A 20,872-nucleotide genomic window follows, 5' to 3' on the forward strand; every position below is an offset into this window, starting at 1 on the left:
ACTTAGAAATGGGAAATCTCAGGTGAAGTTCGTAAAGTATTTTCTAATCCTTGCAGTATGTTGCATCGTGCTGGGAGCAGCCTCGATTTTTGGCTTGTACAAATATGTCGAGCCACAGCTGCCCGACGTCGCAACGCTGAAAGATGTGCGGCTGCAGATACCGATGCAGGTCTACAGCGCCGATGGCGAACTGATCGCCCAATACGGCGAGAAGCGCCGCATTCCGCTGAAACTGGATCAAATTCCGCCGGTGATGGTGCACGCATTCATCGCCACCGAAGACAGCCGCTTCTATGATCACCACGGCGTCGATCCGGTCGGCATCTTCCGCGCCGCCTCCATCGCGCTGGTCTCCGGCCACGCTTCACAGGGGGCCAGTACCATTACCCAACAGCTGGCGCGTAACTTCTTCTTAAGCCCGGAACGCACCCTGATGCGTAAAATCAAGGAAGCTTTCCTGGCGGTGCGCATCGAGCAGATGCTCACCAAGGATGAAATCCTTGAGCTGTATCTGAACAAGATCTATCTGGGTTACCGCGCCTACGGCGTGGGCGCCGCCGCGCAGGTCTATTTCGGCAAAGACGTCAGCCAGCTGACCCTGAGCGAAATGGCGACCATCGCCGGCCTGCCGAAAGCGCCGTCCACCTTCAACCCGCTCTATTCGCACGATCGCGCCGTTGCCCGTCGCAACGTGGTGCTGTCGCGCATGCTGGACGAACACTACATCACGCAGGCGCAGTACGATCAGGCGCGTTCCGAAGATTTGGTCGCCAATTACCATGCGCCGGAAATCAGCTTCTCCGCGCCGTATCTCTCCGAGATGGTGCGTCAGGAGATGATCAAGCGCTACGGTGAAAACGCCTATACCGACGGTTACAAGGTTTACACCACCGTCACCAAACGGCTGCAGCTGGCGGCGCAGGAATCGGTGCGCAACAACGTGCTGGCCTATGACATGCGCCACGGCTATCGCGGCCCGTCCAACGTGTTGTGGAAAGTCGGCGAAGCGGCCTGGGATCGCAAACAGATTGTCGATTCGCTGAAAAACCTGCCGAACTACGGCCCGCTGGCGCCGGCGGTGATCACCGCCGCCAACCCGCAGGAAGCGACGGCGATGCTGGCCGACGGCAGCAGCATTGCCCTGCCGATGGCGACCATGCGCTGGGCGCGGCCATATCGCTCAGACACTCAGCAAGGCCCAACGCCGAAACGCGTCACCGACGTGGTGCAGGCCGGCCAGCAGGTGTGGGTGCGCAAAGTGAACGACGCCTGGTGGCTGTCGCAGGTGCCGGATGTCAACTCGGCGCTGGTCTCGATCAACCCGAACGACGGCGCGGTGAAAGCGCTGGTCGGCGGTTTCGATTTCAACCAGAGCAAATTCAACCGCGTCACGCAGGCACTGCGCCAGGTAGGTTCGAACATCAAACCGTTCCTGTACACCGCCGCGATGGATAAAGGCCTGACGCTGGCCACCATCCTGAACGACTTGCCGATCACCCGTTGGGATGCCGGCGCCGGCACCGACTGGCGGCCGAAGAACTCGCCGCCGACCTACGACGGCCCGATTCGTCTGCGGCAGGGGCTGGGGCAATCGAAGAACGTAGTGATGGTGCGCGCGATGCGCGCGATGGGCGTCGACTACGCGGCGGAATATCTGCAGCGCTTCGGCTTCCCGGCGCAGAATATCGTGCATACCGAATCGCTGGCGCTGGGTTCCGCCTCCTTCACCCCGATGCAGCTGGTGCGCGGCTACGCGGTGCTGGCGAACGGCGGTTACCTGGTCGATCCGTACTTCATCACCAAAATTGAAGACGACAACGGCAATACGGTGTTCGAAGCCAAACCGAAAGTGGTGTGCAGCAGCTGCAACCTGCCGGTGATCTACGGCGACACCCACCGCTCGGCGGTGCTGTCCGACGACAACATCGAAAACGTCGCCACCTCGCAGGAAGGCAACAACAGCACGGTGCCGATGCCGCAGCTGGAGCAGGTCACCCCGGCTCAGGTACAGCAGGACGGCGATCAACAGTATGCGCCGCACGTCATCAGCACACAGCTGGCCTTCTTGATCCACGATGCGCTGAACAGCAATATCTTCGGCGAACCGGGTTGGATGGGTACCGCCTGGCGCGCCGGGCGCGATCTGAAGCGTCATGATATCGGCGGCAAAACCGGTACCACCAACAGTTCCAAGGACGCCTGGTTCTCCGGCTATGGCCCGGATACCGTGACCTCGGTGTGGATCGGTTTCGACGATCACCGCCGCGATCTGGGCCGGTCGACGGTATCCGGCGCCATCCCGGATCAAATTTCCGGCGGTGAAGGCGGTGCCAAGAGCGCCCAGCCGGCGTGGGACGACTTCATGAAGACCGCGCTGGAAGGCATCCCGGAGCAGAAAGTCACGCCGCCGCCGGGCATCATCAGCGTCACCATCGACAAGAGCAGCGGCAAGCTCTCTGGCGGTGGCGGCGGCAGCCGTTCCGAGTACTTCATCGAAGGAACTCAGCCGACGGACTACCCATCGCGCGATACCGGCACCACGTTGACCGATCCGGGCGGTGAAAGCCACGAGCTGTTCTGATCGAAAAGGGCCAGAGAAATCTGGCCCTTTTTTTGTTCGGTGCGAAGCGTATCAGCGCGATGCGCGCAAAAACGCCTCGGAGAGGAACAGCGCGCTGACGTTGCGCGCCTCACGGAAATCCGGTTCCGCCAGCAGCGCCATCATGTTGGCGATCGGCCAGCGCACCTGCGGCAGGGGCTCTGGTTCATCCCCTTCCAGGCTCTGCGGATAGAGATCGTGCGCCAGCACGATATTCATTTTGCTGGAAAAGTAGGATGGCGCCATCGTCAGCTTGCTGAGAAAATCAAAGCGCTTCGCGCCGAATCCCACCTCTTCCATCAGCTCGCGATTGGCCGCCTCCAGCACGCCCTCACCGGGATCGATCAGCCCTTTCGGGAACCCCAGCTCATAGGATTCGGTGCCCACCGCATATTCGCGGATCAGCAGCAGATCATCGCCAATCACCGGCACGATCATCACCGCTTCGCGATCCGAAGGCCGCATGCGCTCATACACCCGCCGAACCCCGTTGCTGAATTCCAAATCGACCGACTCGACGTTGAACAAACGCGAACGTGCGACCGTTTCCACTTTCAGAATTTTAGGTTTTTGCAGGTGTTTATCCATGATTGCCTCAAAAAGGTTACCCAGACGTGGACGGGGCAACCGAAATAATGATTGGCGTAACGCACGGCTCGTAGGCGCTCAAACGCTGACCAAATTCGATCCTGATCACATTGTGCGTTAAGGGCAAGCTCCGCCGCAACGCGCATGAGCAGTAATTTACTTTCTTTTAACAAGCGTAGCCAGCGGCCGGCGATTTTCCGTACTGATTCAGCAAACAGCGTGCAAGAAAATAGGATAATGCCGATATCGACGGCAGAGGCCGGTTGCTAGTATCACGCAGGCAAGAATCAGTGATAAAATGGCCTTGCGTCATGAAGGAATGAGATCCAGAGCGAGAATCTGTTTGTTCCCTCATTAGTTCTGGGTGCCTCCTGGCGGTTTACTCCGTATAATATTCAGCTTTTCATCAGGTTGGCGAAATTCACGGTGTGAGATGGGGATTGCATGAGCACAATAGTGTTGATATTGGCCTTAGTGCTTGTCTGTCTGATTGCCGCCGGTCTGTACCTGTGGTTCAAGGCCCGCAACCCGTCGGCGCTGGCGCACGCGCTGCCGTTTATCAAACCAGCCCACCGCAAGCTGACCGACGAAGAGCGCGCCGCGGTCGAATTCTACCTCAATCAGCAAAACAAGCTGAGCAACAAACTGTTGCCCGGCGGCGGTGCTACGCTGCCCGCGGCCAAGCTGGCGCTCACCCCGCAAAGCGATAACGTTTATCCCGTCACGCACGCCATCACCCGCTACGGGCTGGCCAGCGACGATCCCAATAAATGGCGCTATTACCTCGACGCTGAAGAGGTGCATCTGCCGCCGTTCTGGGAGCCCTATATCACCGCCGACAACCATGTGGAAGTGATCAGAACCCAGACGCTGCCGCTGGTGATTTCGCTCAACGGGCATTCGCTGAAAGATCATATTCACGACCGGCCGCAGCCGCCGGTGGTGACCGCCGCGCCGACCAAAAACGCGTCCATCCGCAAGGAGGAGAGCGAGCATGTCGAGCTGGTCAATATTCGCAAGGAAACGCCGGAAGAGCATGCGCTGAACCGGCCGAACGGCATCCGTGAAGCCGTCATCATCTCCGTTGCGCTGCTGCTGCTGTTCTTCAGCCTGATAAGCCCGGTACTGGTGATCCCCTGGATGATTTTCGTGGCGGTGCTGATGATCGCCTGGGGATGCTGGAATCTGTTCCGTCGCCCGGCCTCACGCGAGCTGAAGGAGATCCACTGTCTGCGCGGTACGCCGAAGCGCTGGGGCCTGTTCGGCGAATCCGGCCAGGGGCAGATCAGCAACATTTCGCTCGGCATCATCGATCTTATCTACCCGCCGCATTGGCAACCTTACCTGACGCAGGACCTGGGCAAGACCACCGACGTGGACGTCTACCTCAATCGGCAGGTGGTGCGCCAAGGGCGCTTCCTCTCGCTGCATGACGAAGTGAAGAACTTCCCGCTGCAGCAGTGGGGCCGCAACGCGGTGCTGGTCGCCAGCTCGGCGCTGGTGCTGCTGTTGCTGCTGATCTATATCCCGCTCAACCTGCCGCTGACCCTCAGCATGGCCTGGCTGCAGGGCGCGCAAAAAGTGGAAGTGACCAGCGTACAGGCGCTGGAGGCCACGCCGCTGCGCATCGGCGACACGCTGAAAGTGCGCGGCAGCGGCATGTGCTATGTGCCGCCGCCGGCCAACGGTGGCGGCGCCGCCAATTTCGCGCCGTTCGACTGCTCCGGCATTTATTGGAACAACGCCGCCCCGCTGCCGCAGCCGGAATCGGAAGTCATAGACAAAGCGACGGCCCTGCTGGCTACGGTCAACAGCCAGCTGCATCCGAGCGGCGCCGATCAGAAGGTCAACCCGCAGTTGGCCAGCGCCATTGAGAAATCCGGCATGATCCTGTTGGATGACTTCTCTGATATCGTTCTGAAAACACAGGATTTGTGTCAGGCAGAAAACGACTGCGTGCGGTTGAAAAACGCCCTGGTCAACCTGGGTAACGCCAAAAACTGGAGCGGTTTGGTGAAACGCGCCAGATCCGGCGCGCTGCAAGGCGTCAACGTGCTGCTGCGCCCGGTGAGTGCCGAATCGCTGGACAGCCTGACCAAAGTGGCCACGTCGTCGTTCATCTTCAATGAAACGCGTCTGGCCGCCGCGGCGCTCAACAGCCCGCCGCCGGGCGGTTTCCTGATCCGCAGCGACGAAGGCCGCCAACTGGTCAGCCACCCGCAATCCTCGGCGCCGCAGAGCGAATACAACGCCCTCGACCAGTGGAATGAGCTGCAGCGCCTTTCCACTCTGCTGCTGCATACCCCGTTCCAGGCGCAGGGGGTGATCACCAGCCTCAGCGTCGACGCCAACGGCACCCGCCACGTGGCGCTGCACAGCGAACCGGACATGATCACCCTGTGGCGCTACCTCGGTACCAGCCTGCTGTTGCTGGCGGTGGTCATCAGCCTGGGCTATAACGCCTGGCGGCTGGTGCAGCGTCGGCGCATCAATCAGCACCGCGTCGCCGATATCCAGCGTTACTACGACAGCTGCTTCAATCCGCAGCTCAATCCGATGTCGATGCGGCCGATGGCCTGAACCTGGCGTCGGGGCCTCCGCCCTGTCATCTGCTTATGCTACGCTAACGCTATTATTCTCATCTGCGGACCGCCCGTCGGTCCGCCCGTGGAGTTTTTATGGTTCCCGAGTTTGATTGGCCGCAGATCGATACCGTGCTGCTGGATATGGACGGCACCTTGCTGGATCTGGAGTTCGACAGCCACTTTTGGCTCAGCCTGGTGCCGCAGGCGCTGAGCGAAAGGCGCGCCATTCCGTTCGACGAAGCCCGCAATATCATTGAGCGGGAATATCAGGCGGTGCAGCACACCATGAACTGGTATTGCTTCGATTACTGGAGCGAGCGGTTGGATCTGGATATCTACCGCATGACCAGCGAAGTGGGCAGCCGCGCCCGGCTGCGCGAAGACACCGAGCCGTTTTTACAGGCGCTGCGCGACGCCGGCCTGCAAACCATTTTGCTGACCAATGCGCATCCGCACAGCCTGGCGGTGAAAATCGAGCATACCGGCCTCGATCGACACCTTGATTTATTGTTTTCCACCCACACATTTGGTTATCCGAAAGAAGATCAGCGTCTGTGGCAGGCGGTGCAGCAGCACACCGGATTCAATCCGCAGCGCACGCTGTTCGTCGACGATGGCGAGCCGATCCTCGACGCGGCGCGTGCTTTCGGCATTCGTTACTGCCTGGGCGTGCAAAACCCGGACTCCAGCACGGCGGAAAAAAGCTTCCAGCGCCATCCGTCGATGCGCGACTATCGCCTGCTGATACCGGCGCTGGCCAAGGGGGAAGCATGAAGGAAAAAGCGACGCGCGACGACGCGGTCCGGCTGGACAAGTGGCTGTGGGCCGCACGCTTCTACAAGACCCGCGCGCTGGCGCGCGAAATGATCGACGGCGGCAAGGTGCATTACAACGGCCAGCGCGGCAAGCCGAGCAAGATTGTCGAACTCAACGCCGAGCTCAAGCTGCGGCAGGGCAACGAAGAACGAACCGTGATCGTGCTGGCGCTGAGCAGCCAACGCCGCGGCGCCGGCGAGGCGCAGCAAATGTATCAGGAAACCGAAGCCAGCATCGCCAACCGCGAAAAAATGGCGCTGGCGCGCAAGATGAACGCGTTGACCATGCCGCATCCGGACCGCCGTCCGGACAAAAAGGAGCGGCGCGACCTGATGAAATTTAAATTTGGTGAGCCGGAATAACCCCTCACCGCAATGAGAGAAGATTATGTCCAACCATGACCAATTGCACCGTTACCTGTTTGAAAACTACGCGGTGCGCGGCGAGCTGGTTACCGTCAGCGAAACCTATCAGCAGATCCTGAATAACCACGACTACCCGGCGCCGGTGCAAAAGCTGCTGGGCGAGCTGCTGGTCGCCACCAGTCTGCTGACCGCGACCCTGAAGTTCGACGGCGACATCACCGTGCAGCTGCAGGGCGACGGCCCGCTGAAGCTGGCGGTGATCAACGGCAACAACCGCCAGGAGATGCGCGGCGTTGCGCGCACCCAGGCGCCTATCGCCGACGACAGCACCCTGCATCAGATGATCGGCAACGGCGTCATGGTCATCACCATTTCCCCGACGGAAGGCGAGCGCTATCAGGGCGTGGTCGGCCTGGAAGGTGAAACCCTGGCCGAGTGCCTGGAAGCCTACTTCCGCCAGTCCGAACAGCTGCCAACCCGCCTGTTCATCCGCACCGGCGAAGCGGAAGGCCACGCCGCAGCGGCCGGTATGCTGCTGCAGGTGCTGCCGGCGCAGGACGGCAACCTCGATGATTTCGATCATCTGGTGCAACTGACCAACACGGTAAAAAGCGAAGAGCTGTTCGGCCTGCCGGCCAACGAAGTGCTGTACCGCCTGTATCACCAGGAAGAAGTCACCCTGTACGAGCCGCAGGACGTGCAGTTCCGTTGCACCTGTTCACGCCAGCGTTGCGCCGACGCACTGCTGACCCTGCCGACCGACGAAGTGGCGGACATGCTGGAGCAGGACGGCAATATCGACATGCACTGCGACTACTGTGGCAGCCACTATGTCTTTGACCCGGTTGATGTTGCCGCCTTGTATGCGGGTAATACCGGCGAAAGCGACAGGTTGCACTAAGTTATACCCCCTTCGGCGGGCGCGCCCGGCGCCCGCCAACGCCCGCCGTTTGCACGTTTGCTTTTTTCCGTGTGCTATCTCTCAGATCGTAACGAAATACCGCCTAAAACGTTAAATATTTGATACCCATCGCTGTTACGCACCGTTAGATCCCTACAATTGCCGCCAGAAATTCTGTGACCAAGGAGTAGTAACATGCGCGTTAAAGGTATAACCCCTCAGGATCTGGCCGCTTACGGCATTCACGACGTTAGCGAAATCGTTCACAACCCGAGCTATGAACTGCTGTTTAAGGAAGAAACAGACCCATCTCTGGAAGGTTTTGAGCGTGGGGTAGTCACCAAGCTGGGTGCCGTCTCCGTCGATACCGGCATCTTCACCGGCCGCTCGCCGAAAGACAAATACATCGTCCGCGACGACATCACCCGCGATACCGTGTGGTGGGCCGATCAGGGCAAAGGCAAAAACGACAACAAACCCCTCAGCCCGGAAGTGTGGGCCGATCTGAAACACCTGGTCACCGAACAGCTTTCCGGCAAGCGCCTGTTCGTGGTGGATACCTTCTGCGGCGCCAACGCCGACTCGCGCCTGAAAGTGCGCTTCATCACCGAGGTGGCCTGGCAGGCGCACTTCGTGAAAAACATGTTCATCCGCCCGAGCGACGAAGAGCTAGCTGACTTCGAGCCGGACTTCGTGGTGATGAACGGCGCCAAATGCACCAATCCGAACTGGCAGCAGCAAGGCTTGAACTCGGAGAACTTCGTCGCCTTCAACCTGACCGAGCGCATGCAGCTGATCGGCGGCACCTGGTACGGCGGCGAAATGAAGAAAGGCATGTTCTCGATGATGAACTACCTGCTGCCGCTGAAAGGCATCGCCTCGATGCACTGCTCGGCCAACGTGGGCGAGAAAGGCGACGTGGCTGTGTTCTTCGGCCTGTCCGGCACCGGCAAAACCACCCTCTCCACCGACCCTAAGCGTCAGCTGATCGGCGATGACGAGCACGGCTGGGACGACGACGGCGTGTTCAACTTCGAAGGCGGCTGCTACGCCAAGACCATCAAGCTGTCTGAAGAAGCCGAGCCGGACATCTACCACGCCATCAAACGCGACGCGCTGCTGGAAAACGTCACCGTGCTGGCCGACGGCAGCATCGACTTCAACGACGGTTCGAAAACCGAGAACACCCGCGTTTCTTACCCGATCTACCATATCCAGAACATCGTCAAGCCGGTGTCCAAGGCGGGTCACGCCACCAAGGTGATCTTCCTGACCGCCGACGCTTTCGGCGTGCTGCCGCCAGTATCGCGCCTGACCGCCAACCAGACTCAGTACCACTTCCTGTCCGGCTTCACCGCCAAACTGGCCGGCACCGAGCGCGGCGTCACCGAACCGACGCCAACCTTCTCCGCCTGCTTCGGCGCCGCGTTCCTGTCGCTGCACCCGACGCAGTACGCCGAAGTGCTGGTGAAACGCATGCAGGCCGCCGGCGCCCAGGCTTATCTGGTCAACACCGGCTGGAACGGTACCGGCAAGCGCATCTCGATCAAAGATACGCGCGGCATCATCGACGCCATCCTGAGCGGTGAAATCGACAAGGCGGAAACCGTCACCCTGCCGATCTTCGATCTGGCGATGCCGACCGCGCTGCCGGGCGTGAACCCGGAGATCCTCGATCCGCGCAATACCTACGCCAGCCTCGAGCAGTGGCAGGAAAAAGCGCAGGATCTGGCCGAGCGCTTCATCACCAACTTCGACAAATACACCGACACACCTGCGGGTGCCGCGCTGGTCAGCGCCGGCCCTAAGCTGTAATTCGGTAGCGTTACCTCTTCAGCTAAGGCGCGGATCCCGCGCCTTTTTTTATTTTCAGCGATTGCTTTTTAACCAGCAAGGCGAGAAAATAAGTCAATGCAATCATTGATAGCAAAGGAGGTTTCAATGGCTACTATCACCGTCAGAAATCTGGACGACGAAATCAAAGAGCTGCTGCGTATTTCAGCGGCGAAAAACGGCCATTCCATGGAAGAGGAAGCGCGCATGATCCTGAAACAGGCGCTGGTGAAAAAGCCGCCGCGCTATGGATTGGGTACCTGGATGCATCAGCACTTCGCCGAATTTGGCGGCGTTGAGCTGGAGATCCCACCGCGTGACGCCGTGCCACCACGCATCGTCACCTTTGATGATGAAGATGACAACGCATGATCATTCTCGACACCAACGTCATTTCAGAAACGCTGCGCCCCAGCCCGTACTACAACGTCATTAACTGGCTAAATGAAAAGGACAATGACGATCTCTATCTGAGCGCCATTGTCCTGGCCGAACTGTTCAGCGGCGTCGCCTGCATGCCTGACGGCAAGCGCCAGCGGGATCTCAAGCTCAAATTGGCGGACGCTCTTGAATTGAAGTTCGAGGGGCAGATATTGCCGTTTGATGGGCTGTGCGCGATGCAATACGCGGAATTGACGGCAAGGAATCGGCTGCTGGGTAAAGCGATGAGCGTGCCGGATGCCCAAATCGCCGCCACCTGCCTGCATTACGGCGCCGCCCTGGCTACCCGCAATACCAAAGACTTCCTCCACTGCGGCATCGAGTTAATCGATCCGTGGCAGGCGCCGACCGGCCGTCGGTTGCATGAGGATGCGGCGGAATACTACGTGATGAGCAGGAAGTCCTGACGGGGCCGCAACGACGCGGCCCGCGCCAAGCGCGTCAGGCGTTTTCCCTGGCGGTTTGATGGCCGTTGGCCGACTCTTTTTTCTCCATCGGCAACGGAATATACGCGCGGATCAAGAGCCCGCCGCGTTCGCTGGTGCCGATTTCCAACTCACCGTCGTGCGCATCGATAATACGCTGCACGATCGCCAGCCCCAGACCGGTGCCGCTGGTGCTGCGCGCGCTGTCACCGCGGACGAACGGCTGCAGCAGGTGCTTCAACTCTTCCGGCTTGATGCCCGGGCCGTCGTCTTCCACCTGGAACCAGCCGCGCTGCAGCTCGCGGCCGCTGCTCACCTTGATCCAGCCGTTGCCGTAACGCGCCGCGTTCACCACCATGTTCACCGCCGCCCTCTTAATCGACAGCGGGTGCACGTTCATCATCAGCTCACCCGGCGACAGCGCGGTTTCAATCACCCGCTCATAGCCGCTTTCCGCCGCGACCACCTCGCCCAAAATGGCGTTCAGATCGCTGCTTTCGGTCGGCATCTCCTGCCCGGTGCGCAGATAATCGATGAACTGCTCGATGATGGCGTTGCACTCTTCGATGTCTTTATTGATCGACTCGGCCAGATAGCCGTCTTCGGCGCTCATCATCTCCGTCGCCAGCCGGATACGCGTCAACGGCGTGCGCAGATCGTGGCTGACCCCGGCCATCAGCAAGGTGCGGTCATCCGCCAGCTGCTTGACGCCCGACGCCATCTGATTGAATGCGCGAGTCACCGACCGCACTTCGGAAGCGCCATACTCGCGCAGCGGCGGCGGAATAATCCCCTTGCCCACCTGCAGCGCCGCATGTTCCAGCTCCACCAGCGGGCGGTTTTGAATGCGGATAAACAGCCAGGCGCCGCCGATCGCCAGCAACATGATCGCCAGCGTATAGCGGAACAGCGGAGAGAAGTCGCCCTGGTGGATTTCCGTCAGCGGCACGCGCACCCAGATATCGGGCTGCAGCCAGGTTTTCAGCCACACCACCGGGGAGTTCTTGTTCACCTCCACCCGCACATCGGTCGGCCCGCCGAGCTGCTGCGCCATCTGCTGGCTGAGGAACTGGTAGTGCTGCGCCCAGCGCAGGCCGCTCTCCTCCGCCGCCGAGTTGGTGTAGAGAGAGATGCCCAGTTCGCGGTAGATCTCGCGGCGGAACGCCGGCGGCACTTCCAGCAGCGTGCCGTCCTCCAGCTGCAGCCGATCGGTCATCAGCATACGCACTTCGTAGGCCAATACCTTGTTGAACTGCTGCAGGCTGGGCAGGATGGCGAAGTTCAGCACCACCAGATAGGTCGTCACCAGGCTGACGAACAGCAGGGTGACGATCAACAACAGGGTTCGGGCAAACGAGCTACGCGGTGAAAAGCGCAATCGCCTCATGCCTTGCTGCCGTCCGGGACGAACACGTAGCCGAGACCCCAAACGGTCTGGATATAACGCGGATGCGCCGGATCTTCTTCCACCATGCGGCGCAGGCGAGAGATCTGCACGTCGATGGAGCGCTCCATGGCGCTGTATTCGCGGCCACGCGCCAGGTTCATCAGCTTATCGCGCGACAGCGGTTCACGCGGGTGGCTGACCAGCGCCTTCAGTACCGCGAACTCGCCGCTGGTCAACGGCATCGGTTCGTCTTCGCGGAACATCTCGCGGGTGCCGAGGTTCAGTTTGAATTTGCCGAACGCGATCACCGCTTCTTCCTGCGAAGGCGCGCCCGGCAGCTCGTTAGCCTGGCGGCGCAGCACTGCACGAATGCGAGCCAACAGCTCACGCGGGTTAAACGGTTTAGGAATGTAGTCGTCGGCGCCGATTTCCAGCCCGACGATGCGATCGACCTCTTCACCTTTGGCGGTGACCATAATGATCGGCATCGGGTTGCTCTGGCTGCGCAGGCGGCGGCAGATGGACAGGCCGTCTTCGCCCGGCAACATCAGATCGAGCACCATCAAATGGAAGGATTCACGGGTCAGCAAGCGATCCATTTGCTCAGCGTTGGCAACGCTGCGAACCTGGAAGCCCTGCTCGGTTAAATAACGTTCCAAAAGTGCGCGCAGGCGCATGTCATCATCGACAACCAGGATCTTATGATTCTCTTGCATGGTATTACTCCCAAAGGCTTTATTGCCTGACTCGAATATTGTTAGAAAACCTTGCCATTTGAGACAGCGTTTAATGGTATGTATTCTAGACGAAATTGTTACAAAGCTTATTCTTTTCCCCATTTATCAACAATTTTCAGTGAATGTCGACGGGGGTTCGTCAAAATATCGCCCTTTATCAGCGCAATGTGGGGCCGCGGCCCAATTTTACGCAATTTCGCCACCGGCAAACCGCACGGTGGCGTTTTGACGGCGAGTCAGGAAGTCTGCAGGAAACGCGCCAACTGCCGGCGCAGCTGCCGGTTCTCTTGCTGCAGCGCCTCAACCCGATCGAGCAACGTCAGCGCCATGGCGATCCCCGGCCAATCCAGATCCAGCTCGGCCCGCAGCCTGCGCGCACGCTGCAGATGGCTCAGCGCCGGGTAGTCGAACTCCCAGCTCGGCTGCGCCGGCTCCAGCGGCACGATCACGCCCAGGCCAACGATCTCGACCAGCTCATCCTCTGAAATCTCCACCCGTTGGCACAGTTCCACCACGGTGAAAGTGATCTCTTTCTTCATCATGTGCTTTACTCCCATTCCGCGCGCGGGTTGAACGCCGCCTGTTCAGCCAGTTCTCGCCACAGGGCGCTGGCCTTCTCGTTCGGCTTCGGCGGCATCACCACCTTGAGAATGACATACAGGTCACCGGGCTCTTTCTTGCCCGCCAGCCCCTTGCCCTTGACCCGCAGCCGTTTGCCGCTCTGGCTACCGGCCGGCACGGTCAACGCGATTTTTCCGGTCAGCGTCGGCACCTCAATGCTGGCGCCGAGCGCCGCCTCCCAAGGGGCGAGAGGTGCCACGATGCTCAGGTTGTGGCCGTCGATCTCAAACAGCGGGTGCGGCGCGAGGCGGATGACCAGATACAGATCGCCGTTCTGGCCGCCGCCCACGCCGGCCACGCCCTGCCCCTTGAGGCGAATGCGCTCGCCGTCGCCCACCCCGGCCGGGATTTTCACGTTCAGCGTTTTGCTGGCTTCGCTCACCTGCCGCCCCAGCTCGTCGTACACCGGCAGCTTGTAGGAGATCTCGCGGCTTTGGCCATGCAGCGTTTCCTCGAGGAACAGCGGCACCTCCATCTCCAGATCCTGGCCGCGGAAGCCATGCCCGCCGTGCGAGTGCGAAGCGGAGCGATGCCCGCCCGCCGCACGCCCGCCGAACATGCTTTCGAAGAAATCGGAGAAGTCTTGCGCGTCGGCACCGCCGCCGTGCCATGAAGCGCTCTGCTGATAGCCGCCGCGATCGCCGCGCGCCTGGCGGCCAAAGTTCGGATCGTTGCGGTGCAGCCGGATCTGATCGTACTCGGCGCGGCGCTCTTCGTCCTTCAGCACCTCATAGGCTTCGGCCAGCTCCTTGAATTTGCTCTCGGCGTCTTCTTCGGTGCTCACGTCAGGGTGATATTTACGCGCCAGCCGGCGGTAGGCCGTTTTGATGGTTTTCAGATCGGCGTTGGGCTCAACGCCCATCGTTGCGTAGTAATCTTTAAATTCCATGCGGTAATACCTTCAATGTGTTGGGTTGTGCGCCAAAATTCCTTGTCTCTCTCGCCAGATATCCTCCTTTCGTCACATTCCTTTTCCGCTATCGCTAAGCATACTCCCGATTGTTAAAAGCTGCGCAAACTGAATAACAACCGTGCGGCAACGCGCAGGCCCGCGCGCCATTTCTAAAGCCCCCCGCATTCACGTACACTGTGGCGGTGGCCCCATAAAGATAAATCACCATGAGAACTCAACTGATAACCCGTGAAGGGTATGACAAGCTCAAACAAGAGCTGGATTACCTCTGGCGCGAAGAACGCCCCGAGGTGACCAAGAAAGTGACCTGGGCCGCCAGCCTGGGCGACAGAAGCGAAAACGCCGACTACCAGTACAACAAGAAGCGGCTGCGCGAGATCGACCGCCGCGTCCGCTATCTGACCAAATGCCTGGAGCAATTGAAGATCGTCGATTACTCCCCGCAGCAGGAAGGCAAGGTGTTCTTCGGCGCCTGGGTGGAGGTGGAGAACGACGACGGCGAGACCAAACGCTTTCGCATCGTCGGTTACGACGAGATCTTCGGCCGCAAGGATTACATCTCCATCGACGCGCCGATGGCGCGCGCCCTGCTGAAAAAAGAGGTCGGCGACGTCGCCACCGTCAATACGCCGCTGGGCGAGGCGCAGTGGTACGTTAACGAGATAGACTACCCGAAGTAAGCTTTCAGCTTTTTCCGAACCGCCGCCAACGCCGCCGCCTGCGCAGTTCTCCACGTGGCGGCCGCGCGGCGGCGGCCCGCTCCACTGGCATTTTCCCCGATCAATCCGTATAACTGTCCCCTGTTTATTCACCGTTCTCAATACAGATACCAGACCTATGAATGACCCACTGAGCCGCATTATTGCAACAGAACTGCAGGCCCGGCCGGAGCAAGTCGACTCCGCCATCCGTCTGCTGGATGAAGGTAATACCGTGCCCTTTATTGCACGCTATCGTAAGGAAGTCACCGGGGGCCTGGACGACACCCAACTGCGCCAGCTGGAAACCCGCCTGGGTTATCTGCGTGAACTGGAAGATCGTCGTCAGACCATCCTGAAGTCGATCGATGAACAGGGCAAACTGACCGAACAACTGGCGGGGGCGATCAACGCCACGCTGAGCAAGACCGAACTCGAAGACCTCTATCTGCCGTACAAACCGAAGCGCCGCACCCGCGGCCAGATCGCCATCGAGGCCGGTCTGGAACCGCTGGCGGACGCACTGTGGCAGGATCCGCAACAGCAGCCGGAACAGCTGGCTGAACGCTACGTCGACGCCGACAAGGGCGTGGCGGACGTCAAAGCCGCCCTCGACGGCGCGCGCTATATCCTGATGGAGCGCTTCGCCGAAGATGCCTCGCTGCTGGCCAAGGTGCGCGACTACCTGTGGAAAAACGCCCATCTGGTGTCCAAAGTGGTCGAGGGCAAGGAAGAAGAAGGCGCCAAGTTCCGCGACTATTTCGATCACCACGAACCGATTTCCCAGGTGCCTTCGCACCGCGCGCTGGCGATGTTCCGCGGCCGCAACGAAGGTGTGCTGCAGCTGGCGCTGAACGCCGATCCGCAGTTTGAGGAAGCGCCGCGCGAAAGCCAGGCGGAGCTGATCATCATCAATCACCTCAACCTGCGCCTGAACAACGCCCCGGCCGACGCCTGGCGCAAGGCGGTGGTCAACTGGACCTGGCGCATCAAGGTGTTGCTGCACCTGGAAACCGAGCTGATGGGCACGGTGCGCGAGCGCGCGGAAGATGAAGCGATCAACGTTTTCGCCCGCAACATGCACGATCTGCTGATGGCCGCGCCGGCCGGCATGCGCGCCACCATGGGCCTCGATCCGGGCCTGCGCACCGGGGTGAAAGTCGCCGTGGTCGACGCGACTGGCAAGCTGGTCGCCACCGACACCGTCTACCCGCACACCGGGCAAGCGGCCAAAGCCGCCGCCATCGTCGCGGCGCTGTGCATCAAACATAACGTGGAGCTGGTGGCCATCGGCAACGGCACCGCTTCGCGTGAAACCGAGCGTTTCTATCTCGACCTGCAAAAGCAATTCGGCGAGGTCCGGGCGCAGAAAGTGATCGTCAGCGAAGCGGGCGCGTCGGTGTATTCCGCGTCCGAACTGGCGGCGCAGGAGTTCCCGGATCTCGACGTGTCGCTGCGCGGCGCGGTGTCCATCGCCCGTCGTCTGCAGGATCCGCTGGCGGAGCTGGTGAAAATCGACCCGAAATCCATCGGCGTCGGCCAGTATCAGCACGACGTCAGCCAGAGCCAGCTGGCGAAGAAGCTGGACTCGGTGGTGGAAGACTGCGTGAACGCCGTCGGCGTCGATCTGAACACCGCGTCGGTGCCGTTGCTGACCCGCGTGGCCGGCCTGACGCGCATGATGGCGCAGAACATCGTCAACTGGCGCGACGAGAACGGCCGCTTCAGCAACCGTGAACAGCTGCTGAAAGTCAGCCGCCTGGGGCCGAAGGCCTTCGAACAGTGCGCCGGCTTCCTGCGCATCAACCACGGCGACAACCCGCTGGATGCTTCCACCGTTCACCCGGAAGCCTACCCGGTGGTGCAGCGCATTCTGGCCGCCACCGAGCAGGCGCTGCAGGACCTGATGGGCAACGCCTCGGCGGTGCGCAGCCTGAAAGCGGTCGACTTCACCGACGACAAGTTCGGCGTGCCGACGGTCACCGACATCCTGAAAGAGCTGGAGAAGCCGGGCCGCGATCCACGTCCGGAGTTCAAAACCGCCACCTTCGCCGAAGGCGTGGAAACCCTCAACGATCTGCAGGTGGGCATGATCCTGGAAGGCTCGGTGACCAACGTCACCAACTTCGGCGCCTTCGTGGATATCGGCGTGCATCAGGATGGCCTGGTGCACATCTCCTCGCTGGCGGACAAGTTCGTTGAAGATCCGCACACCGTGGTGAAGGCCGGCGACATCGTCAAAGTGAAGGTGATGGAAGTCGATCTGCAGCGTAAACGCATCGCGCTGAGCATGCGCCTGGATGAGCAGCCGGGCGAAGGTTCACCGCGCCGCGGCGGCAACGCGCCTGCACAGACGCGCGACCACGCCAACCGTTCGGCGGGCGGCAACAAGGCCAAACCGCGCAACGCGGCGCCGGCCGGCAACAGCGCCATGGGCGACGCGCTGGCGGCGGCATTCGGCAAGAAACGCTAAGTCAGATCCAACAGGGGGCGGAGCCTGCTCCGCCCCCTTCTGATGAATAAAACTTGCGGCATTTCTTGACCCGCCTCAATAAACCGTCATCTTTTTATTTCCCACGCCTGCGTGACCACCCTCCCATTATTCAGGCAACAACAATCCCTTCTGCAGCCATTTATTAACAACTTCGTTAACACGCATTTTTCATCTCGCGAATTGTGAGAGAAACACAAATGGTTACCGCTCGCATTATGGCGGAATAATGTTATCGAATTGCCTTTCGGTGGAAATAAATAAAGGGAAAAAACCATCTATATTTGCAAACAAGAAAACTCGGCTACAAATACGTAACTGATTTAACTCGCCATTCTCATTTGTTCCCCAGCGCAACCGGTGGTAAAACGTCGTTAATCAAGACAACGCCATCAAAAACTGTCGACGCCATAATAATTGGTTACAATACCCTTACTTTTTGTATTGAACGCGATAATGATAATTACTATTATTTGCGCTCACTTTATTGCATGACCTTATGGATGAATACCGCCGACGGCGTGGCATTTTCGCCGGCAACGTCCAATTATCATCAGCCCGATGCTCATCGGCACCCGGAAGGTTAATCACATGCAGCTCCAACCTAAACGCACGTATAAGATTGTCGGCTTTTCCGGTGAAATTGCGCCGGCCTACCGCCAGAAACTGTTATCGCTCGGCATGCTGCCCGGCTCTTCGTTCGACGTAGTGCGCGTCGCACCGCTGGGCGATCCGATAGAAATTAAAACTCGCCGCGTCAGCCTGGTGCTGCGCAGGAAGGATCTGGCGCTGCTGCAGCTCGACGGCCAGCCCTGAGCCGACGCGCTCTCCGTTTGCCGACGCGCCTTTGCGCCGGCGCTGTTCTCCTTGAAGACGACACGCTGAACTATGAAAAAACTCACCATCGGCTTAATCGGTAACCCGAACTCCGGCAAAACCACGCTGTTCAACCAGCTGACCGGCGCACGCCAACGGGTCGGCAACTGGGCGGGCGTGACGGTCGAACGCAAAGAAGGCCATTTCACCACCCCGCAGTCCGACGTACGGCTGGTCGATTTGCCCGGCACCTACTCCCTGACCACCATTTCAGAGCAAACCTCGCTCGACGAGCAGATCGCCTGCCACTACATTTTGAGCGGCGACGCCGATCTGCTGATCAACGTGGTCGACGCCTCCAACCTGGAGCGCAACCTCTACCTGACGCTGCAGCTGCTGGAGCTGGGCATTCCCTGCATCGTGGCGCTGAACATGCTCGACATCGCCAAAAGTCAGCATATCGATATCGACGTCGCCGCGCTGTCGGCGCGCCTCGGCTGCCCGGTAGTGCCGATGATTTCCACCCGCGCCGACGGCATCGGCGTGCTGAAACAGATGATCGACAATCATCACATCAACGAACAGCAGGCGCTGGTGAACTACCCATCGCTGTTGCTGAAAGCGGTCGCCACGCTGAGCGACGCCATGCCGCAAACGCTGCCGGCGGTGCAGCGCCGCTGGCTGGCATTGCAAATGCTGGAAGGCGACATCTACAGTCACCGGCTGGCCGGCCCCGCCGTCGCGCTGTTGCCTGCGGCTGCCCAGGCGTTGCAACAGCAGCAGCAGGAAGACCCGGCGCTGGTGATCGCCGACGCGCGCTACCAGTCCATCGCCGCCCTGTGCGATGAGGTCAGCAACTCGCAGCAGGCGATGCCCAACCGCCTGACCGAGCTGCTGGATAAAGTGATCCTCAACCGCTGGCTGGGCGTGCCGATCTTCCTGCTGGTGATGTACCTGATGTTCCTGCTGGCGATCAACATCGGCGGCGCGCTGCAGCCGATCTTCGATATCGGCTCGGCGGCGATCTTCATTCAGGGCATTCAGTGGCTCGGCTACACCCTGCACTTCCCCGACTGGCTGACCGTTTTCCTGGCGCAGGGCGTCGGCGGCGGCATCAATACCGTGCTGCCGCTGGTGCCGCAGATCGGCATGATGTACCTGTTTCTGTCGTTCCTGGAGGATTCCGGCTACATGGCGCGCGCGGCGTTCGTGATGGATCGCCTGATGCAGGCGCTCGGGCTGCCGGGCAAATCCTTCGTGCCGCTGATCGTCGGCTTCGGCTGCAATGTGCCGTCCATCATGGGCGCCCGGACGCTGGATGCCCAGCGCGAGCGCCTGATCACCATCATGATGGCGCCGTTCATGTCCTGCGGCGCCCGTCTGGCGATCTTCGCGGTGTTCGCCGCCGCCTTCTTCGGCCAGGACGGCGCCGGGGTGGTGTTCTCGCTGTACATGCTCGGCATTGCGGTGGCGATCCTTACCGGCCTGGTGCTCAAATACACCCTCATGCGCGGCGAAGCCTCGCCGTTCGTGATGGAGCTGCCGGTCTACCACGTGCCGCACCTGAAAAGCCTGCTGCTGCAAACCTGGCAGCGGCTGAAAGGCTTCGTGCTGCGCGCCGGTAAGGTGATCGTGGTGGCCAGCATATTCATCGGCGGCCTGAACAGCTTCTCGTTCAGCGGCAAGACGGTCGACAACATCAACGACTCCGCGCTGGCCTCGGTCTCCAAGGTGCTGACGCCGCTGCTGCAGCCGATGGGCGTCCACAGCGATAACTGGCAGGCCACCGTCGGGCTGGTGACCGGCGCGATGGCGAAAGAAGTGGTGGTCGGCACGCTGAATACGCTGTACACCGCCGAGCGCATCAACAAAGAGGCGTTCGACGCCGCCAACTTCAACCTGCTCGATGAACTGGGCGGCGCGCTGCACGAAACCTGGGACGGCCTGAAAAATACCTTCAGCCTGAGCGTGCTCTCCAACCCGATCGAAGCCAGCAAGGGCGACGGCGAGATGGGCGTCGGCTCAATGGGCGTGATGAGCAGCAAATTCGGCTCCGGCATCTCCGCCTACAGCTATCTGATCTTCGTGCTGCTGTATGTGCCTTGCGTCTCGGTGATGGGCGCCATCGCCCGTGAATCGAGCCGCGGCTGGATGACCTTCTCTATTCTGTGGGGGCTGAACGTGGCCTACTCGCTGGCGACGCTGTTCTATCAGGCGGCCACCTTCAACCAACACCCGCAGTACAGCCTGACGGCGATCCTGGCGGTGGTGCTGGTGAATCTGCTGGTGCTGTTCGGCCTGCGCCGGGCGCGCAGCCGCGTCACGGTGCGCCTGGGCAACGCCACGCCGGCGGCCTGTTGCCAGAGCGCCAAAGGGAGCTGTCACTGATGGCCGGGCTGCTGCAGGTGCGCGATGCGCTGGCGCTGCGCGGCAGCGCCCAGGCGCAGCAGCTTAGCCACTCGCTGGCGACGCCACTGCCGCTGGTGCAGGCGATGCTGGATCGATTGACGGCGATGGGAAAAGTGGAACGCATCGAACAGGATGACGGCGCCTGTCTGAGCGGCAGTTGCAAAAGCTGCCCGCAGAGGCAGGGGTGCAGCACGGTGTTCTACCGGCTGAAGGCCTGACGATCAGGGGCGCCATGACGGGCGCCCCT

At 60.5% G+C, this 20,872-nt stretch carries 18 protein-coding genes; 13 read left to right on the plus strand and 5 right to left on the minus strand.

Translation table 11 applies throughout. The features are described from left to right. Positions 1 to 22 precede the first annotated feature (22 nt). On the plus strand, positions 23 to 2,581 hold the full coding sequence (gene mrcA / locus SSARUM2_RS22650) for a peptidoglycan glycosyltransferase/peptidoglycan DD-transpeptidase MrcA (protein ID WP_033654851.1): 2,559 nt from the start codon (positions 23 to 25) through the stop codon (positions 2,579 to 2,581). Between the two features lie 51 nt (positions 2,582 to 2,632). On the opposite strand, the gene nudE is transcribed toward mrcA, so the two are convergent. Then, positions 2,633 to 3,187, minus strand: coding sequence for an ADP compounds hydrolase NudE (gene nudE, locus SSARUM2_RS22655; protein ID WP_033636306.1), 555 nt, complete (start codon positions 3,185 to 3,187; stop codon positions 2,633 to 2,635). A gap of 444 nt (positions 3,188 to 3,631) precedes the next feature. Between nudE and SSARUM2_RS22660 the strand changes: the two genes are divergently transcribed. From SSARUM2_RS22660 to SSARUM2_RS22690, 7 genes are all read left to right on the plus strand, one after another. Next, the gene (locus tag SSARUM2_RS22660; protein ID WP_033649328.1) at positions 3,632 to 5,767 is read left to right on the plus strand and encodes an intracellular growth attenuator family protein; all 2,136 of its coding nucleotides are present in this window, start codon (positions 3,632 to 3,634) and stop codon (positions 5,765 to 5,767) included. Between the two features lie 98 nt (positions 5,768 to 5,865). Next, the gene (gene yrfG / locus SSARUM2_RS22665; RefSeq protein WP_033636308.1) at positions 5,866 to 6,546 is read left to right on the plus strand and encodes a GMP/IMP nucleotidase; all 681 of its coding nucleotides are present in this window, start codon (positions 5,866 to 5,868) and stop codon (positions 6,544 to 6,546) included. Further along, the gene (gene hslR, locus SSARUM2_RS22670; protein WP_033636309.1) at positions 6,543 to 6,950 is read left to right on the plus strand and encodes a ribosome-associated heat shock protein Hsp15; all 408 of its coding nucleotides are present in this window, start codon (positions 6,543 to 6,545) and stop codon (positions 6,948 to 6,950) included. Before yrfG ends, hslR begins: the two co-directional genes overlap by 4 nt. A gap of 25 nt (positions 6,951 to 6,975) precedes the next feature. Then, positions 6,976 to 7,854: an Hsp33 family molecular chaperone HslO gene (hslO, locus tag SSARUM2_RS22675; protein ID WP_033636310.1), complete on the plus strand. Its 879-nt coding sequence runs from the start codon at positions 6,976 to 6,978 to the stop codon at positions 7,852 to 7,854. 195 nt (positions 7,855 to 8,049) lie between these two features. Beyond that, complete coding sequence (pckA, locus tag SSARUM2_RS22680; protein ID WP_015379308.1) at positions 8,050 to 9,669, plus strand: phosphoenolpyruvate carboxykinase (ATP); 1,620 nt, start codon at positions 8,050 to 8,052, stop codon at positions 9,667 to 9,669. Between the two features lie 126 nt (positions 9,670 to 9,795). Then, positions 9,796 to 10,059, plus strand: a complete 264-nt coding sequence (locus SSARUM2_RS22685) for a plasmid stability protein (protein WP_004930730.1) — start codon at positions 9,796 to 9,798, stop codon at positions 10,057 to 10,059. After that, the gene (locus tag SSARUM2_RS22690; protein ID WP_033636311.1) at positions 10,056 to 10,535 is read left to right on the plus strand and encodes a type II toxin-antitoxin system VapC family toxin; all 480 of its coding nucleotides are present in this window, start codon (positions 10,056 to 10,058) and stop codon (positions 10,533 to 10,535) included. The genes SSARUM2_RS22685 and SSARUM2_RS22690 overlap by 4 nt, the downstream gene beginning before the upstream one ends. Before the next feature lie 34 nt (positions 10,536 to 10,569). Here SSARUM2_RS22690 and envZ read toward each other — a convergent pair whose 3' ends face one another. The 4 genes from envZ to cbpA all read right to left on the minus strand — a co-directional run bounded on the left by envZ (position 10,570) and on the right by cbpA (position 14,187). Beyond that, positions 10,570 to 11,940, minus strand: coding sequence for a two-component system sensor histidine kinase EnvZ (gene envZ / locus SSARUM2_RS22695; protein ID WP_033636312.1), 1,371 nt, complete (start codon positions 11,938 to 11,940; stop codon positions 10,570 to 10,572). After that, positions 11,937 to 12,656: a two-component system response regulator OmpR gene (ompR, locus tag SSARUM2_RS22700; RefSeq protein ID WP_004709363.1), complete on the minus strand. Its 720-nt coding sequence runs from the start codon at positions 12,654 to 12,656 to the stop codon at positions 11,937 to 11,939. Before ompR ends, envZ begins: the two co-directional genes overlap by 4 nt. Positions 12,657 to 12,913: 257 nt before the next feature. Continuing rightward, the gene (locus SSARUM2_RS22705; protein ID WP_033636313.1) at positions 12,914 to 13,219 is read right to left on the minus strand and encodes a chaperone modulator CbpM; all 306 of its coding nucleotides are present in this window, start codon (positions 13,217 to 13,219) and stop codon (positions 12,914 to 12,916) included. 5 nt (positions 13,220 to 13,224) lie between these two features. After that, positions 13,225 to 14,187, minus strand: a complete 963-nt coding sequence (cbpA, locus tag SSARUM2_RS22710) for a curved DNA-binding protein (protein WP_033636314.1) — start codon at positions 14,185 to 14,187, stop codon at positions 13,225 to 13,227. A 230-nt stretch (positions 14,188 to 14,417) separates the two neighbouring features. Here cbpA and greB point away from each other — a divergent pair, with 230 nt between their 5' ends. From greB to SSARUM2_RS22735, 5 genes are all read left to right on the plus strand, one after another. Beyond that, positions 14,418 to 14,891: a transcription elongation factor GreB gene (greB, locus tag SSARUM2_RS22715; protein WP_033636315.1), complete on the plus strand. Its 474-nt coding sequence runs from the start codon at positions 14,418 to 14,420 to the stop codon at positions 14,889 to 14,891. Between the two features lie 157 nt (positions 14,892 to 15,048). After that, complete coding sequence (locus SSARUM2_RS22720) at positions 15,049 to 17,382, plus strand: Tex family protein (RefSeq protein ID WP_033649332.1); 2,334 nt, start codon at positions 15,049 to 15,051, stop codon at positions 17,380 to 17,382. A gap of 609 nt (positions 17,383 to 17,991) precedes the next feature. Continuing rightward, a complete protein-coding gene (feoA, locus tag SSARUM2_RS22725; RefSeq protein ID WP_025304553.1) occupies positions 17,992 to 18,216 on the plus strand; it encodes a ferrous iron transporter A in 225 nt (74 codons plus the stop codon). A gap of 72 nt (positions 18,217 to 18,288) precedes the next feature. Beyond that, the gene (gene feoB, locus SSARUM2_RS22730; protein ID WP_060453129.1) at positions 18,289 to 20,604 is read left to right on the plus strand and encodes a Fe(2+) transporter permease subunit FeoB; all 2,316 of its coding nucleotides are present in this window, start codon (positions 18,289 to 18,291) and stop codon (positions 20,602 to 20,604) included. After that, on the plus strand, positions 20,604 to 20,843 hold the full coding sequence (locus tag SSARUM2_RS22735; RefSeq protein WP_049235341.1) for a FeoC-like transcriptional regulator: 240 nt from the start codon (positions 20,604 to 20,606) through the stop codon (positions 20,841 to 20,843). The genes feoB and SSARUM2_RS22735 overlap by 1 nt, the downstream gene beginning before the upstream one ends. Positions 20,844 to 20,872 lie beyond the last annotated feature (29 nt).

Source organism: Serratia sp. K-E0102, assembly GCF_029962625.1.
Taxonomy (GTDB): Bacteria; Pseudomonadota; Gammaproteobacteria; order Enterobacterales; family Enterobacteriaceae; genus Serratia; species Serratia sarumanii.